Annotated in this window: 12 protein-coding genes; 3 read left to right on the top strand and 9 right to left on the bottom strand. The window is 43.3% G+C overall.

The genetic code is table 11. From position 1 onward, the window contains the following. Positions 1 to 109: 109 nt before the first annotated feature. A complete protein-coding gene (locus D8S85_RS04720; protein WP_106624946.1) occupies positions 110 to 898 on the top strand; it encodes an EI24 domain-containing protein in 789 nt (262 codons plus the stop codon). 12 nt (positions 899 to 910) lie between these two features. Beyond that, positions 911 to 2,311, top strand: coding sequence for an NfeD family protein (locus tag D8S85_RS04715; RefSeq protein ID WP_106624945.1), 1,401 nt, complete (start codon positions 911 to 913; stop codon positions 2,309 to 2,311). Positions 2,312 to 2,313: 2 nt separating this feature from the next. Here the strand turns inward: D8S85_RS04715 and D8S85_RS04710 are convergent, their stop codons facing one another. The 5 genes from D8S85_RS04710 to nadB form a co-directional block, all read right to left on the bottom strand. Next, entirely contained in the window at positions 2,314 to 2,850 is a 537-nt protein-coding gene (locus D8S85_RS04710; RefSeq protein WP_228423378.1) for an NUDIX hydrolase, read from the bottom strand. A gap of 574 nt (positions 2,851 to 3,424) precedes the next feature. After that, positions 3,425 to 5,875 (bottom strand): phenylalanine--tRNA ligase subunit beta, encoded by a 2,451-nt coding sequence (gene pheT / locus D8S85_RS04705; protein WP_106624944.1) that lies wholly within the window; start codon positions 5,873 to 5,875, stop codon positions 3,425 to 3,427. Between the two features lie 88 nt (positions 5,876 to 5,963). Further along, a complete protein-coding gene (gene nadA / locus D8S85_RS04700; protein WP_106624943.1) occupies positions 5,964 to 6,890 on the bottom strand; it encodes a quinolinate synthase NadA in 927 nt (308 codons plus the stop codon). A 98-nt stretch (positions 6,891 to 6,988) separates the two neighbouring features. Next, positions 6,989 to 7,825 (bottom strand): carboxylating nicotinate-nucleotide diphosphorylase, encoded by an 837-nt coding sequence (nadC, locus tag D8S85_RS04695; protein WP_106624942.1) that lies wholly within the window; start codon positions 7,823 to 7,825, stop codon positions 6,989 to 6,991. Positions 7,826 to 7,902: 77 nt separating this feature from the next. After that, the gene (gene nadB / locus D8S85_RS04690) at positions 7,903 to 9,483 is read right to left on the bottom strand and encodes an L-aspartate oxidase (RefSeq protein ID WP_127074866.1); all 1,581 of its coding nucleotides are present in this window, start codon (positions 9,481 to 9,483) and stop codon (positions 7,903 to 7,905) included. Positions 9,484 to 9,625: 142 nt separating this feature from the next. Here nadB and D8S85_RS04685 point away from each other — a divergent pair, with 142 nt between their 5' ends. After that, positions 9,626 to 10,405, top strand: coding sequence for a DUF1573 domain-containing protein (locus tag D8S85_RS04685; protein WP_106624940.1), 780 nt, complete (start codon positions 9,626 to 9,628; stop codon positions 10,403 to 10,405). A gap of 460 nt (positions 10,406 to 10,865) precedes the next feature. Here the strand turns inward: D8S85_RS04685 and D8S85_RS04680 are convergent, their stop codons facing one another. Genes D8S85_RS04680 through D8S85_RS04665 form a run of 4 tightly spaced genes read right to left on the bottom strand, consistent with a single transcriptional unit; the run spans position 10,866 to position 17,260 of the window. Then, a complete protein-coding gene (locus D8S85_RS04680) occupies positions 10,866 to 11,423 on the bottom strand; it encodes a hypothetical protein (RefSeq protein WP_106624939.1) in 558 nt (185 codons plus the stop codon). 23 nt (positions 11,424 to 11,446) lie between these two features. After that, a complete protein-coding gene (locus D8S85_RS04675; protein WP_106624938.1) occupies positions 11,447 to 12,151 on the bottom strand; it encodes a hypothetical protein in 705 nt (234 codons plus the stop codon). 27 nt (positions 12,152 to 12,178) lie between these two features. After that, positions 12,179 to 13,747, bottom strand: a complete 1,569-nt coding sequence (locus D8S85_RS04670; protein WP_127074865.1) for a RagB/SusD family nutrient uptake outer membrane protein — start codon at positions 13,745 to 13,747, stop codon at positions 12,179 to 12,181. 3 nt (positions 13,748 to 13,750) lie between these two features. Then, a complete protein-coding gene (locus D8S85_RS04665) occupies positions 13,751 to 17,260 on the bottom strand; it encodes a TonB-dependent receptor (protein WP_127074864.1) in 3,510 nt (1,169 codons plus the stop codon). Positions 17,261 to 17,349: the final 89 nt, after the last annotated feature.

The following is a 17,349-nucleotide window of genomic DNA, read 5'->3' as shown; positions in this document are numbered from 1 at the left end:
AGTTTGTAAAGTTCATAAGGTCTGGAAAGTTTATGAACTTAAGGCAACTATCTTGCCTTGATGTTTGCGGAAAATTGTTTAAATTTACGGAAATTTTAATACACAGTTTATGAGTTTTGCACGAGATTTTTCAAGAGGCATACAGGCATATGGGAAGGCGATAAATTTGTTGTTTTCCTGTAAGTTGTGGTATTTTATGCTTTTCCCAGTGGTAATCGTTATTGCATTGTTCGTGGTTGGTAATTATGCTGTGGGGTATTTGGGTGATGGGCTTTCCGGGGTGATCGAGGCAAAAGTGACGGGGTGGATCGAGGGAATAACATGGCTGGAATGGATGTCGGGAGTGGCTGGGTTCTTGGCGAGGTTGCTGACACGTTTCCTATACTATATTTTGTTTATCTCCTTTGGAGGATACGTGGTAATGATGGTGATGTCTCCTGTTTACTCGTGGCTTTCGGAGCGAACAGAGGCTATCGTGTCGGGACGGGAGTACCCGTTTAATCTGAAACAATTGGTTTGGGAGATCGGACGGGGAATTGCGATTTCATTGCGTTGTATGGTACTGCAGTTACTCGTGACCATCGTGTTGTTTTTCGGTTCATTTATTCCTTTAGTGGGATTGGTTATGCCTATATTGACTTTTGGGGTAGGTGCTTATTTCTACGGGTTTGCTTTCATGGATTATGCCGTGGAGAGAAAGCGTTTCCGGGTAAAGGAGAGCGTGCGTTATATGCGACGCAATGCGGGAACGGTAACGGCGGTCGGGGCGGTGTTTGCCTTGTCGTTGATGATCCCGTGGGCGAGTATCGTGGTTTGCAGTTTCGTGTCCTTGCTTTCGGTTGTGGCGGGTACGGTAGTTGTGGAGAAACAGTTGAACGAGAAAAATATTAACAAGTAAAAGATATTTGTGATGAGAAAGTGGCTGGTAATTTTGATTTTATTGGTGGGTAATCTGCCAATGTTTGCGGGAGAGGAAAAAGGCGGCTTAGGGGAGAGACGGGAAGTGGTTTATAGGGTGGATATTAAGGACGAAATCGGTCCTGGCATATGGCGATTGGTGAAAAGGTCTTTTGACCGAGCCACGGACGAAAATGCGGATGTTATTTTGGTACATATGAACACGTACGGGGGAATGGTCGTGTATGCCGATTCTCTGCGTAGTTTAATATTGAATTATCCGAAACCGGTATGGGTGTTTATTGATAACAATGCTGCTTCTGCAGGGGCGTTGATTTCTATTGCCTGTGATCGTATTTACATGCGGGAAGGGGCGAATATAGGTGCTGCAACAGTCGTGAACCAAACGGGGGAAGCCATGCCTGATAAATACCAGTCATATATGCGGTCGATGATTCGGGCCACGGCTCAGGCGCACGGGAAAGATACCGTGACGGAGAATGGCCAGACGGTGATTCGTTGGAAACGGGATCCAAGGATTGCCGAAGCTATGGTGGATGAGCGGGTTGTGATTGAGGGGGTAACGGATAGTGGGAAAGTGGTAACATTTACTCCGCACGAGGCGATACAATACGGGTTCTGTGACGGGATTGCGGAGAATGTGGCAGAAGTGTTGCAGAAAGAAGGAGTTGCAAATTACGAGTTGCACGAGTATAAACCGACGACGATGGATCGGTTTATCGGGTTCTTGATCAGCCCGATCGTGCAAGGGATTCTGATCATGATTATTATCGGGGGAATTTATTTTGAGTTGCAGACGCCGGGAGTTGGTTTCCCGTTGGTGGCGGCAATAACGGCGTGTTTGTTGTATTTTGCCCCGTTGTATTTGGAAGGAATGGCAAATTACGTGGAGATGATCTTGTTTGTGGTGGGGATTATCCTGCTGTTGCTGGAGATATTCGTGATACCGGGTTTCGGTGTCACCGGGGTACTGGGAATTGTTTGCGTGGTGGCGTCGTTGGTATTAGCAGGGATTGATGATTTCACGTTTGATTTCTTGCCGGATTTCACAAGTGCTATTATTCGTTCATTGTTTTTCGTGGTGAGTTGTTCGTTGCTTTCGTTGTTCGGGAGTATTTGGTTGAGCAGGAAATTGTTTGGTTCTAGGCGATTGAATTTTGCCCTTTATGCAGAACAAAAAGTGGAGGATGGTTTCGTGGGCGTGGATATGGCGGCAAAGGAGGTGATTGGTAAAGAGGGAATGGCATTCACGGATTTACGCCCGGCGGGGAAGGTAATGATCGGAAACGAGGTGTATGATGCCGTGTCCGACACGGGTGCTTTTATCGAGAGAGGAAAAGGTATTCGGGTGGTTAAATACCAAACAGGTCAGGTTTACGTGGTTATGAATTAAGGTTATTTAATTTTTTTCAATAGATGATTGTATTCGTGTAAAAAGTTTGGGGTAAAGATATTGGTGTCTGCGTTTTGTTCTATCTCTTTGCGTGACCAAAAACGTCCTTCATCAACTTCATCATTATTGATGTGAATGGCGTCATGAGAGGTACAAAGAAAAGGAAATACAAGTTCTCGTTCGCGGGAACTTTCCCACACGTAAGAACCAAGGAAACGGGCCTTGAATTTCGTGATACCTAGTTCTTCAAAAGTTTCCCGTTTTAAGGCATCTTCTATTTTCTCTCCTAGGGCAACGTGTCCACCCACGGCAGTATCCCACATACCGGGAAGAAAGTTCTTTTTCATACTGCGTTTTTGCAAATAAATGTTCCCTTGTTCGTTGATCAGGTGGAGATGCACGACGGGATGCAGGAGCATGGAACCGGAATGACAACTTCTACGAGTGGCTTTGCCGACTACTTCACCTTTCTCGTTCACGATAGGTAACCATTCGTCTTGACTGGCAGCTTTGGCAAGTAGCCTATTCTTGACAAACAACGTGAGGAAGAATAGAATGATCAAGATATACAATAAAGGCCCTTCTATGAATTGGTGTATTTCTTCGTCAAAGATAAAGGCAGAAGTGAAAGCTAGGACGGTATGCAATACGAGCAGATAGAATAGTAGGCGTAGCATCCGGTGCATGGCTTCTTGCTGTTCAGGGGTAATCTGTAATGTCTTGCGGTATGATTCCGGTAATGTTTGGGTCATATCCGCTTTCGAAAATGCAAATATCCCGATTAGAACGCACATAGCTGCTTCTACGATGGTTTGTTGTATCCTCTCAAATGAAGTTCCTTCGAGTAACACGCTGACCGCTGCAAGGGCTATGAAAAACAGCGTGTTGAAGAGTGTCATCTTGTTGATACGCTTCTCTTTAATCCATGAATAGAAAAACTCTCCGGCTCCTAATATGATTACGGCGATTAAGCCTATTTTCGGACCAAAAAATTCTTCAGCAATAAAGTATAGAAGAATAAGAATAAAGGAGGGGAGAAGTGATTTCATACAATTGAAAATTGAAAAGACAGGCTACAAGTTAAACATTAACTTGTAGCCTGTAGGCTTGTAACTATCTAATTTCGGCGTTGAACAGGTGCTTGTAGGTACCCATCAACTTGTTCATAATTTTGTCGATCTGTTTGTCCGTGAGCGTCTTTTCTTCATCCAGAAGAGTAAAACTAACGGCATAAGACTTCTTGTCTGCACCGAGTTTTTCTCCCTCGTAAACATCAAATAGCGTGACGGATTTTAATAATGATTTTTCGGTACGAAACGCCGTTTCCTTGATTTCCTTGAACGTGACTTTCTTGTCGAGTAGCAGGGCTAAGTCTCGTTTTACAGAAGGGAATTTCGGTAGCGGAGTATAGGTTACCTTGAGATTCTTGATGGCCTTCAAAATATTTTCCCATGAAAATTCTGCATAGTAAACTTCTTGACTGACATCTGCTTTTTTCAGCGGAGCTTTACTCAAGATACCCATGGATACGATATGTTTATCCCCAACTTTGTACGTCAGTCCTTCCCGGAAGATATCCTTGTCTGTGGCATCAATTTTCAAGTTATCGGGGTGAAGTCCCAGACGGTTTAATATCATTTCACAATACGCTTTCAAGTAGAAGAAGTCTGTTTTCGTCTCTTTGGCATTCCAGTTTGTCATGTTTTTACTTCCCGTGATGAAAAGGGCGAGCATGTTGTCTTCCTTGTATTGTTTTTGCGGGTTGTCAATACCATCTTTTGGGTTGAACGTGTAAGCTTTACCGAATTCGAATAACTTTAAATTATGATTTTTCCGGTTGATGTTGTAAGCAATGTTTTCCAGTCCACCAAACAAAAGGGATTGGCGCATAGCCCCCAAGTCTGCACTAAGCGGGTTGAATAACATGACTGTCTTTGCCGTATCGAAACTCTTGAAATCTTCGTAGTAGCTGGCTTTCGTCAACGAGTTATTCATTACTTCATTGAATCCGTTTGCTGCCAACAAGTCTGAAATGATATTCTTCAATTGGAAGTCATCCGGTTTTTCGGAGTAACTTAACGTGGATCTCACGCTGGCAGGAACCTCCACGTTGTTGAAACCGTAGATACGAAGAATATCCTCGATCACGTCTGCTTCTCTTTGCACGTCGACACGGTATGGAGGAATATTCAACAAAAGCCCGTCTTCGCACTCTTCCACGATCTTTATTTCAAGAGAACGGAGAATGTTTTTGATCACCTCGTGGTCAATCTTTTTACCGATCAGACGATCTACGTGAGCATATTTTATAGCCACTTCGAAATCCTTCACGGGTTCCGGGTAAATGTCGATGGGAGCGCAAGTAATCTTACCTCCGGCAACTTCTTTAATCATCATGGCGGCTAATTTCAGCGCGTAGATCACGATGTTCGGATCTGTTCCCCGTTCATAACGGAAAGAGGCATCCGTGTTCAAGCCATGACGGCGAGCTGTTTTGCGAACGAATACCGGATCGAAACAAGCGCTTTCCAAGAACACGTTTGTTGTCGTATCCGAGATGCCACTCTCTTGTCCACCGAAAACTCCGGCGATACACATGGGAGCTTCGCTGTTACAGATCATCAGGTCATCCTCGTGTAATTCTCTTTCCACTCCGTCTAAAGTTGTGAATTTAGTTCCTTGGGCAACACTTTTCACGATAACCTCGTTTCCTTTTACTTTGTCTTTATCGAAAGAGTGTAAAGGTTGTCCCAAGCCGAAAAGAATGTAGTTGGTCACGTCCACGATATTGTTGATCGGGTGTAATCCGATAGCTTTCATCCGGTTTTGTAACCATTCCGGAGAAGGTTTTACGGTTACTCCTTCGATACATATTCCGGCATACCGACGGCAGGCTTCGGGACGTTCCACCCGTACGGAGATTTTAGCATCCGTACTGTCCGGCTGGAAAGTTTCCACGGAGGGAAGAGTATAGTGAACATCTTGTGTCTGTTGTAAATAAGCGGCTAGATCACGGGCGACACCAAGATGTGAGGCTCCGTCAATCCGGTTCGGGGTAATATCGACTTCGATAACCGTGTCCCGGTAAACGTTGAAATAGTCTGCAGCCGGTATTCCAACCGGGGTATCTTCGGGTAGTACCATGATTCCGGCATGGTCGGTTCCGACACCGATTTCGTCTTCAGCGCAGATCATACCGTTAGAGGCTACACCTCGTATTTTTGATTTCTTGATCACGAACTCTTCATCACCTTTGTAAAGGGTTGTTCCTACGGTGGCAACGACAACTTTCTGTCCTGCGGCCACGTTAGGTGCTCCGCAGACGATTTGTTCCGGTTCACCCGTGCCCAAATCAACAGTCGTCACATGTAAATGGTCCGAATCGGGATGTGCTTCGCAAGTTAACACATGACCGATGACCAATCCTTTTAATCCCCCTTTTATTGCTTCAAATTCTTCGTACCCGCCAACTTCCAGTCCGATACTTGTCAGAATTTTGCAAATCTCTTCAGTGCTTTGGTCGATCTTTAGATAGTCTTTCAACCAGTTCAGTGATACGTTCATATTTTAATTTTAGGTTTTAGGTTTTAAATTTTAGGCTTCGGCCACATGGGCCCGTACATTTTATTTAAACGATGATTCCAGAGTTCTTTTAGCTAAGGTCTAACATGCGTTGAATGGGTAACCAAGCTTTTGCTCTTAAGTCTTCCGGGAGCCGTACCTCGTATTGCTCTTTTTCAAGGGCTTCGAGAACTTTTTCCAATGTTACCTTCTTCATTTGGCCGCATATGGCTTTTGAATGAATCGGGATGAATTCTTTGGTCGGGTTATCCGCCTGGAGTTTATGAATGGTTTCCAATTCTGTGGCAATGATAAATTGTTGCTTCGGGGATTCCTTGGCATGTTTGATGATTCCTGCCGTGGAATACATGAAAGCACGAGGATGGTTTAATATCCGATCATCGTGTGAACAACTGGATTCGGGGTGAATCAACACGTCGGCATCAGGATATTCTTCTAATTTATCCAGTACCATCTGGGTGTCAATCTTGTTATGTACGCAACAATCTCCATTCCAAATTTCCATTTCACGTCCGGTTACCTTTTGTATATAGGCTCCCAGATTCTTATCAGGAACAAAAAGAATCTTTTTGTCTTTCGGCAGGCTTTGCACGATTTTCAAGGCATTGGAAGAGGTGCAACAATAATCCGTGTAAGCCTTTACTTCAGCAGTGGTGTTCACGTAGCTGACAATGAGGCCATCCGGGTTTGCTTTTTTCCATTCTCTCAAGTCATACCCGCTTACGCCTTCGGCTAAGGAGCAACCGGCACCTTCTGCGGGGATTAGTACTTTCTTGTTGGGAGAGATGATGGATGCTGTTTCTGCCATAAAATGCACACCGCAAAAGACAATAATATCGGCTTCCGTGGTTCCTGCCATCTGAGAAAGTCCTAGGGAGTCTCCCAAATAGTCAGCAATGTCTTGCACTTCAGGACGCGTATAATAATGTGCCAAAATAATGGCATTTTTCTCTTTCTTGAGTTGTTTTATCCTGTCGATAATCTCTGTCTGCGTCATAACGTTGTTTTTTGAGGCTTCAAAGATAAATATTAATTTAGAATTTAGAATGTAAAATTTAGAGTGTTACCCTCATTCTATATTTTGAATTTTACATTCTACATTTTTATAATGTTCATGCTAATATCCATCGCCGTAACCGAGTGAGTGAGGGCTCCGACACTGATGTAATCAACTCCGGTAGCGGCAACGCCTTTCAGACGAGGAATACTCATGTTCCCGGAAGCTTCTGTTTTGGCTCTGCCTGCTATGAGTTTTACTGCTTCTGCCATAGTTTCGTTACTCATGTTGTCGAGCATGATAATATCTGCACCCGCATCAATGGCTTGTTGAACTTCTTCCAAATTTGTGGTCTCGACTTCCACTTTGATACTTAGCGGAAGATTTTGTTTCACGGCTTTCACGGCATTGGGAATACCTCCGGCAATTTTGATATGATTGTCTTTCAGCATAATCATGTCGTAAAGTCCCATCCGATGATTGGAACCACCTCCGTGGTGTACGGCCATTTTATCCAGTACTCGCAAGCCGGGAGCTGTTTTTCGGGTATCCAATAGTTGAGTATGTGTTCCTGCTAATTCTTTCATGTAGTGTGAGGTTGCAGTTGCAATACCGGACATCCGTTGCAAAATATTTAATGATAACCGTTCTCCGCAAAGTAGCGTACGGTAGCTAGCCTCGATGCGCAGGATAATATCCCCTTTCTTTACGGCAGTTCCGTCAGTAACAAGAGGTTCCCATACTATATCTTTTTCAAATCTTTCAAATACTTGTTTCGCGATCTCCAGTCCGGAAATAACACCGTCGGCTTTTGCTTTCATTTCGGCAACCGCTTTAGCATATACCGGGATAATGGCGTTGGTCGTAATATCTCCCGTTGCGATGTCTTCTTCTATGGCAAGGTCGATGAGTCTGTTTATGAGCGAATCGTACATATATTAATTTTAGATTTTAGATTTTAAATTTTAGATTCCAACCGCACAAGGCCGATGCTTCTTAATTTCCTACTTTTTTAACTTTTATCTTTTAGCTTCCTAATTACCGGTGTCGTCCTGATTTCTTTACCCTTTTGCTGAATGATATGACACACGTATTTGTCATTCGGGGTGGGGTAGTCGGAACGGAAGTGACCACCTCGGCTCTCCTTACGGAAGAGGGCGGAGCGGATAATTAATTCGGCGACGGTGAGTAAATTTTTACTTACCAACGAATAGTATTCATTCTCTTCGAATATTTCGGTCTCTTCCACGTGGTGCAAGTTTTCCAGTCCTTCCTGTAATCCGTTTTCCGTACGGATGATGCCAGCTTCTTGTGTCATAATATCGGCAACCTTGTTTTTTAAACATAGGTAGGCTTCTAATTTTTGATGATTAAGAGAGAATAATGGTGTAGTTTCCGGGATTGTGGCTTCTCGTCGGTTGTGTACGGAGTCTTCTACCGCACGTTTTCCGAATACCAAGCATTCTATCAGTGAATTGGATGCCAATCTGTTGGCTCCCATGATACCGGATGAGGCGAGTTCTCCGCACACGTACAAGTGTGGGATATTCGTACGTCCCGTGAGATCCGTTTTCACCCCGCCCACGGTGTAATGTGCGGCAGGAGCAACAGGAATACGGTCTGTCATGTCGATACCCAATTCAGCGCATTTCTCGAAGATGTTGGGGAAACGTTTCTTGATCTTTTTAGGATCAAGGTGTTTTAATGACAAATAAACGTAGTCCTCGTGGTGTTCTTTCATTTGTTGGAATATGGACTGGGCCACGATGTCTCGTGGGGCAAGTTCTGCCAATTCGTGTTTTCCCACCATAAAGCGTTCGCCTTGTTGATTTAACAGGTATGCCCCCTCGCCCCGTACCGCTTCACTTACCAGATAGGCTTCTCCGGTAGGCGTGTAGATTGCAGAGGGGTGGAATTGAATGAATTCCATATCCACGATTTCGCATCCGGCATTATAGGTTAGCGCCAAACCGTCACCAATGGTCGTGTGAGGATTGGTCGTTCGTTTATAGATGGCTGAGGTCCCTCCGGAAGTCAGGAACACGTTGTGTCCCGTGAATACTTCTTCCCGGTTCTCGTTAAAATCCCAGCATCTGACACCGTAACATCCGTGTTCATCCTGTAACAGGGCGATGACGGCATGATTATCGAATATTTCCACGGTAGGACAATGCTCTACTTTGTCAATAACGAAATTCGTGATCATTCTTCCAGTGGCATCTCCTCCGGCATGGAGGATTCGTTTCTGATGATGCCCCCCCTCTAGGCCTAGAGCCAGTTCTCCATTTTCCGTGTCAAAGTGCATACCGTCATTGATTAACTCCTGTATGCGGGCAGGTCCTTCATTTACCAGCACGTTCACCGCGGGGTAGTCACATAAACCTCTTCCTGCCGTGATCGTGTCTTGAAAGTGAAATAACGGGGCGTCATTTTCTCCGGTAACAGCCGCAATACCTCCTTGGGCAAAATAAGAATTACTTTCCCTAATATTTGATTTAGTTAAAAGTGCAACTTTCCCATAGGCAGATGCACGATAGGCCGTGTAAAGACCCGCTAAACCACTCCCAACAATGATATAATCGTAATTACGCATTTTTGTGTCATGTAAATTGGCACGAAATTAGGATTTTTTTATCTATATCCCGCCTCTTTCTTTCGTTTTTTCATTTTTCAGAGGGTATTTTCCATTTTCCCTGATAAAAATAGTAATTTTGATTTTCTAAATTTGAATAGAGATGAAAGCACTTGGATGGTTCATTATCACCCTTTTATTAGGGGCTTGTTCTGCAGATAAGCCTTCTAAAAAGTGTATTTACCCGGCAGGAGATTTGTTTTTCAGTAAGGAAAAGGCAAGTTGGAGTGAGGTATATATCGATAAGGAGTATGCCGACACGGTGCTGGTGTACAATCCCACGAAAGCGGGGATTCGTCTGGAAGGTTTTAACCATTTCCCGGAGATCACCTGTCGGAAGATAGGGCACTCTGGGCAGGATTGGAATTTAGGAGGATATACCGTAGAATCCGGAACTTGTGACACGTTAATCGTGACGTTACGTTTAAAGAATGAGTCCATGTTAGGTAATTATTATAATGTGATGCGTTTCATGATAAACGGGGAGGTGGATTACGATTACGGGTTTATGATTGATGTACCTGTACGGGAGGATTTTGCACATTGGAGCGAGGAAGAAAAAGCACAAGCCCCTCATTTCATGGTGGACTCGACGGAACGTGATTTCGGAATACTTCGAGAAGGAGAGGAGGCCAAGATGATTTTTAAAATCCAAAATGTTGGAGAACGTAACTTGATCATCCGTAAAATAGAAACCACTTGCGGTTGTACCGCGGTACTCCCTAGTCAACGAGTGCTTCTTCCCGGTAAAGAAATGGACCTAAATGTCATCTTTCACTCTGCCGGGCGAAACGGTAAACAACGTAAAGTCATCACTCTCTTTTGTAATGATCCCCGTCAACCCACGATCCAGTTGATTGTGAAAGGGGAAGTGAAGGTTTAATCATTTGATCGTGAATTACTAAATCAATATTGGTTCTTTTTTCAAGTGAGGTCGTGGACGATATTTTTGTTTATGACCTGTAATCCGTTGGTATTCACCGGGTAAATATGGGGATTTAATACCTGTGTGTGTATTATAAATTAATTATATGATATAGTAATGACATAATATTTATTTTATAATTATTATAGAATTATAATTCATTTCTTATTTTTATAGGAGTTGAATGGGAAATGAATAGGAGTTGAATGGGAGTTGGTATAATATAAGTATGAATAATATTTGTTGAAAATTTAGTATATTTTATTTAATAGGGTATAAACAGGCCTTGTTAACGGTAGGACGTGTCGCGTGAGTAGGGACGCAATACTTCCATTCGGTTCATCTCTTTATGTCTTTGTAAATAATTATAATATTAAATGTGAATGGGGGAAGAAATTCCACCCATTCACGGTAAACATTATTTCACGATGATCGTAAAACAATCGTTTACATCTTTGGAGTATCCTTCGTTTCTGAAATTCAGAGAAATCAGATAACGTCCGACGGGAATATCATGTTCTAAAGGCACTTCGAAAGTCCCGTCACCATATACTTTCAAGTATTCCCACATCTTTTCGGCGTTTCCCGTTGTCGTTTTGATCTCTTTTATGGAAACGTATATCTGGGTAGTCCCGTCCACTCCTTCAATCGGGTTACTTACCCACGGCGTGCCCCATTGTGCCCGTTGATAATCTTCTCCGGCACCGACTTCTATAATTTGAGTGGGGAAAATGCCTAAAATGGCCAATAGTTCCGGGGTATAAAATTCAGGGTTTTCTTCCAGCAATTCATAGTAAAGCGGATTATCCACTTCTTGTAATTGAGGAGGAGTGGTGTCCAGTTCTTTCTTTACGACCATCGTGTCGGGATTATAACCGGCATCTTCTGTTTGCAAAAAACCGATCGTTACGTCTTGGCAACTCGATCCCAGACAAGCGGCAAAAACGAGTATTCCCAGTATAATTAGATTCTTCATGATTTTAAATTTTAAGTTCCACGTTAGATTCTTCCTAGTACATAATTGTAGTTTAGTGCATGTACCACTCCGTTTAACGGTTGAATATCCGGAGAGGCCAATGGAACCATTTCCATGGCATCAAACGAGTAGAGATACATGAAAATTGCTCCGGCATCTGCAACTCCACCATAATTTGTTTTTTCCAGGTAAGCCCGCAATTTGTTTCCGCTTTCGCAGGTAAAATCTGTTCCCCCGGTTTGTTCTTCCGCTTCAATTTCGTAATCCCGATTTCGGAAAGCGATCTCGTCTTTCAGATGTTTGCCTTTAATAACGTGGCGTAGTACCATTTCCCGGCACCAATCTTTGTCAAGTGCTTGAACAAGATGCTCCGGGTGATTTTTTTCCTCTTCCGTGAGTGCTCTCCAACGATCCGGCTCCCCGGGAAATTGTTCTTTTCCGGATGCTTTGTCCCACACGTACCGAAGAATGGATAGGGAAGGGGGTGCGAAGAACGTGATTTCTTTGTAATTCGGATCTTTCCCCTCGAAAAGATCTGTGAGTTCCGCTCTTTCTATCAATTCTACGGTTAGTTTCCAGTTTGCCGTATCCTTCTGCAAATATTCCATGATACTACAATCGTGATAGGGAGAGCTGATTCCGGAGTCAAACCAGTCTTGTTTTGTATCGCAAGCTGAAAATCCTACAAGAATCAAAAAGTATATCCATATATTTAATCCTGTTTTCATGATATGTTCATTTTTGTTTGTGTTCTGTTATTGTCTTTTTAGCCAATAGGTGTTCTGTCTCATCAATGGATTATCCCAGAATAAGGTGTTTTCTAATGCATTGAAAAACACACCGTCAACCACGTCTTGATCTGAAACGTTGCGGAAGTTTCCGTAAAGTTCCGTTTTGTAATACCCGTTTCGTAACACGTCGAAATAGCGGCTGCCTTCCATCAATAATTCTTTTTCCCGTTCTTTGAATATGGCGTAGCGTAGATTACCGTCATACTCGGATTCATTGTAACGTTTGGCTTTTGCCCGATCACGGATTTTATTCAAATCAGCGATAGCTCCTGTCCGGTCGTTTAATCTGGCTCGACATTCCGCACGTAACAAATAGATGTCAGCCAGTCTCCACCATATTTTGTTTTGGTCGAAGTTGATGAATTCTCCGGCCATGAATCCCTCCGTGGCCACCCGGGCGTAACGCCATTTGTAAGGATAGGCATATCCTCCGGTAATCTCTTCGTCTTCTTGTTCCATATTTTCAAAGTCATAGAACCAAGCAAACCGGCGTAAATCGGTAACAGGGGTATTTCCATCGGTATAATCTTGAAACATTTCCCGAACGGTTGAATTTAATATTCGGTACGTTGTTTTTTTGTTATCTCCTATTTTGCTGCCGGGGATGGCCGGATAGGCTTCGTAGTTTCGTCCCGGGTTTGTTGTGTTACTTTCATTCATTTCGTCAAATTCATTCCAATATCCTCGAAATACACTCTCGAAAATACATTCCTTTCCCCCGTCTACGAATGTTTTGGTGCAAACCTCATCGGGTGTCGCTTCTAAATCATAAATGTCTTGTCTGTTGATAATTGCTGTACAAGCTGAATCGACCATTCGCCATAATTGTTGTTCATCATAATCCCGGTCTTGTGGTTGGGCCATGTATTTACATCCGGCTTTCCAGGCACATAGATGGGCCAGCACGGCGTTGGCAGCTCCCTTGCATGGCCGAGCCCGATGGGTGACAGAAGCTCCGTCGGATTCTTTCAGTTCATCCCATTCCGGTAGAAGACGTACGGCCTCTTTTGCTAACGTTATGGCATAATCTGCCACCTTGGGCCAGCTTGTTTTAGCAATGGGTTTTAGCTCCACTTCATCTTGTATCATCACGCAATCTCCCCAGCGACGGATCAAATCCAGGTAAACGAATGCCTTGAAAAAAGCAATTTCACCCCTGTAAAAGTCCCGTCTCTCTTGTGGCATTTCGACTTGGTTGATATAGGGTAAAGCAACATTGGCTGCTGCAATTACATTATAATTCCAACTCCATTGTGCAACGTATAATATGGGATTTTCTTCTTTTAGAAGGTCTTCGGAATAACTAGAACGATAGTCTGAAAATTCACCTCGCATTTCTGGCGAATAGGGAGCAGCGGTCATGTTTACTCGTAGGCTTTGTTCTGCCCCGAATAAGGCTGCTTCGATGTCTTTTTCCGTGTCGAAGGCATTCTCGAAGGTAACCGAGTTTTCCGGTTTTAATTCCACCCACTCTTCGCAGGCACACAGCATAAACGCCCCGAGTAATGTTAAAAATAAGTATCGTTTTTTCATCACTTAAAATTTCAATGTTAAACCTAATGTTAATTTACGAGCTAAGGGGTAGGAACTTCCCACGTCTTCACCATTGCGGATGTCCACGATTTCAGGTTCAATACCGGAGTAATTGGTGAACGTGCATAGATTTTCCCCGCTGGCAAAGATTCTCAACTCGTCCAGCCCGTATTTCTTCATCCATGCTTTGGGTAAAGTGTAACCAATGGATACTGTTTTTATTTTCAGCCAGTTTACCTTTTCAACTCTTCGATCGACATATCGTCCGCCCCACAAATAAGTGTTCCAGTCATATTGCCATTTAGGGAAGTCCGGGTTGTCTCCGGGTTTCTCCCAAAAAGATACTTTATTTAAATTCATGACAATAGCCGGATATTCTGCCGCTCCAAAATTGGATAAACATCTCGTTTGAGTCATGTTCAACATGTGTCGTCCCAATTGGAAACTTAACAGGATGTTTACATCAAAGTTTTTCCATTGGAACTCATTCACGATTCCCCCGGAAACTTTTGGTAAGGCACTTCCACAATATACTTCATCGTCGAAAGCAGTGATTTTGCGGTTTCCATCCACATCGACAAATTTGTAATCTCCCGGTTTGTAAAATGTTGCACTTCCCATTTCAGAAGCTAAAGGTGCTTTTATACCTATTTGATTGTAAAAAATGGGGACTTCATCTTGATAGTCTACATATCCGTCTGTTTTCAAGGCGTATATCCCGTTTAGTGATTTTCCAATTATTCGAACCCCATCTAAATCTTTTCCGGTATATGATTTTTCAAACCGGTTCCAGTTCTGGGCGGCGTTCACAGATATTTTCCAATATAAATCGGGTTTTCTGAAAATTTCATATTTGACCATAACTTCCAATCCTTCATTGGAAACGGCTGCTGCATTCTGCCATTGCATTTGATAGCCGGTGTTTATCCCGGCACTGGGTAAACGAACCCGATCCAGTAATTTGTCTGTATAGCGGTAGTAATAATCAATCGTGACTCCTAGACGATGGTCAAACATATCCAAATCTAACCCGAAATCGTACTGATCCGTTTCTTCCCAGGATAATTTGTCATTATAAAGCCCGTCACCCCATTGTGGTTGGATATAACTATTTCCGAGGTAAGACGTACTTCCTACTTTCATAATTCCCAGGGCCAAGTAATTTTGGGAAAAGTGCATCCCGGAACGTCCCCAACTAGCCCGAATTTTTCCAAAAGAGATCCATCCGAGATTATCTCTCACGAGAGGTTCTTCCGAGAAACTCCATGCTGCGGCAATGGATGGGAAGGTTCCCCAGCGGTTGTTTTTCCCGAAGGTGGAACTTCCGTCTCGCCTGATACTGGCTGAAAAAAGGTATTTTTCCCGGAAACCGTATTCCAAACGAGCAAAGTAGGACACCAGTGTTTTTTCCTGCATATCGGATTGGTAATCTTTAAGGGCACGGATTTCCGTGTAATCTCCCCAACCAACGGTTTCAAGATCAGGCATACCGTAAGGTGCATAGTAAATTTTGTCACTTGGGGATTTTCGGGCTGATCCTCCGTTGTATTCTTCTTGGTCATATTGATAGGAAAAACCTGCCATAAATTCAATGTTGTGATCTTCATGAAGTGTTTTTTTATAACTTAACAGGTTTTCATTCAGGACCATCAGGTTGATGCCTGTTTCCCCGATAGAGATGGAGTTGTTGTCGCTGGCAATGTACGAAGGGGAAAAATAATTTCTTCGGCTTATAGCATAGTCTGCGGCTAGAGAGCTGGAAATGTTCAAGCCGTCGATAATATCATATCCTAAACGAAAATTACTGCGTAAACGAATGGCTCGGTTGGCTTCTTTCGTTCCTTTGTATGCTTTCAGAACTTCCTGCCACACAACAGATTCTTCGCCGGGTAGTAAAGATGAAAGTTTGTAAGGTTCTCCGGGGATGGTTTCAATAGGTACTAAAGCCCCACTGTAACGCAGGTGGTCGTCGGCACTGGATGATGCTCTTTTCTTTTGAGCCAGTGAGGCATTGAAACGAATGTCAACGTTTAGTCGGGGAACAGGAATAACGTTCATGCTAGAATTTAAATCGATTCGTTTGAATCCGGTACCTTTAAAAACACCAGTTTCATTGTAGTATCCCAACCCGATACCGTACGTGATTCGCTCGCTACCGCCATACGCTTGTATATTGGCATTCGTGACCTTGCCCGTTTCAAAATAGATAGGGAAGTAATTCGTGGAGTGATTATAGAATGCATTCAAGCTATCTTGGTACATGCTCCCGTTTCCTCTCGGCATAGTGTTTTTGTCCGGATACCAGAAACCATTATATGAACTTTGGGCATGCTCGTATTGTTCTGCCAGACTTTGGGGATATTTGTAACTGTTGGTTTTCTCATCCAGATAGGCTCTGAAGTTATTTTCCGTACTTTTCAAGCGTAACAATCTTTCTGCTCGTCCTGTTGTCAGGGCCGGATATTCCGGGAGAATACTCCATGTTTCTGAAAAATTCACGGAAAAGGTGGCATCTTGGTTTTGTCTTCCTTTTTTAGTAGTAACGATGATAACCCCGTTAGCTGCTCTTGAGCCGTATATGGCAGCCGAAGAAGCATCTTTCAATATTTGTATGGACTCGATCATGTCCGGGTTCAAGTCGGAGAGTAAATTGGTTCCCGTGATCGGGGATGTGAACGTGTTTAAAGGTACTCCATCGATTACCCATAGCGGATTTGAGAATCTCCGTCCGGCTTCTACATCCAATGAGTTGTATCCTCTGACAGTAATGGCCACGTCACCACCACCGGGAGCCCCGGAAAGATTCGTAATATCCAGCCCGGCTACACGACCTTGTAAAAGATTGGCGATGTTGGCAGAAGGTATACCCTTGAATTCTTCAGCCTTTACCACGGAAACAGCTCCGGTGGCTTTCCGACGAGTGGTTGTTCCATAGGCGACAACCACGGTTTCATCCAGTGTTTGTACATCTTCTTCCAAAATGATTCGTAATGTATCTGTTCTTTCCGTGAAATTTATTTTCTGGGTTTTAAAGCCCACGAAAGAAAATTCCAGTGTTCCTTTGGTTAGCGGGAGTGAAAGAGAGAACCATCCCTTGTTGTTGGTAGCCGTTCCTAGGTTGATATCGGTCAGTTTGACCGTCACTCCCGGAATGGGTTCTTTTTTCTTGTCGTAAACCCAACCTTTTAGCGTGATAGACTTTTTTTCGTCCGACGTGTTCATTTTGAGTTTAATGACAATGGCATTGTTTAACACAACATATTCCAAGTTGGTGTTTTGCAAGCACTTTCGCAAAATCTCCTCCACGTCTACTTCTTTTTCATTCAAATCGATCCCTTTTATTCGGGCGATATCTTCATTGTTGTACATAAACGTGAATCGAGTCTGCTGCTTTAACTCCCAAATCACTTCTTCCAGTGACGCATTTTGTTTTTTAATCGTGACAGTTTGTGCATTCAGGCCTGCAAAAGTCTGAACGACAAAGCACGTGAGTAGTAGAAAGGTTAATTTCATACATCTAAAAATTTTTTGTAATTTTCTCCCTAACGGAAAATTACTCTTCCATCTTTTTTTCATACCTTTGAAATGTTTTAATTATAACT

This window comes from Butyricimonas faecalis (assembly GCF_003991565.1).
Taxonomy (GTDB): Bacteria; Bacteroidota; Bacteroidia; order Bacteroidales; family Marinifilaceae; genus Butyricimonas; species Butyricimonas faecalis.
Note: the sequence above shows the minus strand (reverse complement) of the source record. Positions and strands in the feature narration are given on the sequence as shown.

Coding starts and splice junctions, on each gene's coding strand:
- D8S85_RS04720 (WP_106624946.1), top strand. CDS start 110: ATGAGTTTTGCACGAGATTTTTCAAGAGGCATACAGGCATATGGGAAG.
- D8S85_RS04715 (WP_106624945.1), top strand. CDS start 911: ATGAGAAAGTGGCTGGTAATTTTGATTTTATTGGTGGGTAATCTGCCA.
- pheT (WP_106624944.1), bottom strand. CDS start 5,875: ATGAACGTATCACTGAACTGGTTGAAAGACTATCTAAAGATCGACCAA.
- nadA (WP_106624943.1), bottom strand. CDS start 6,890: ATGACGCAGACAGAGATTATCGACAGGATAAAACAACTCAAGAAAGAG.
- nadC (WP_106624942.1), bottom strand. CDS start 7,825: ATGTACGATTCGCTCATAAACAGACTCATCGACCTTGCCATAGAAGAA.
- nadB (WP_127074866.1), bottom strand. CDS start 9,483: ATGCGTAATTACGATTATATCATTGTTGGGAGTGGTTTAGCGGGTCTT.
- D8S85_RS04685 (WP_106624940.1), top strand. CDS start 9,626: ATGAAAGCACTTGGATGGTTCATTATCACCCTTTTATTAGGGGCTTGT.
- D8S85_RS04680 (WP_106624939.1), bottom strand. CDS start 11,423: ATGAAGAATCTAATTATACTGGGAATACTCGTTTTTGCCGCTTGTCTG.
- D8S85_RS04675 (WP_106624938.1), bottom strand. CDS start 12,151: ATGAAAACAGGATTAAATATATGGATATACTTTTTGATTCTTGTAGGA.
- D8S85_RS04670 (WP_127074865.1), bottom strand. CDS start 13,747: ATGAAAAAACGATACTTATTTTTAACATTACTCGGGGCGTTTATGCTG.
- D8S85_RS04665 (WP_127074864.1), bottom strand. CDS start 17,260: ATGAAATTAACCTTTCTACTACTCACGTGCTTTGTCGTTCAGACTTTT.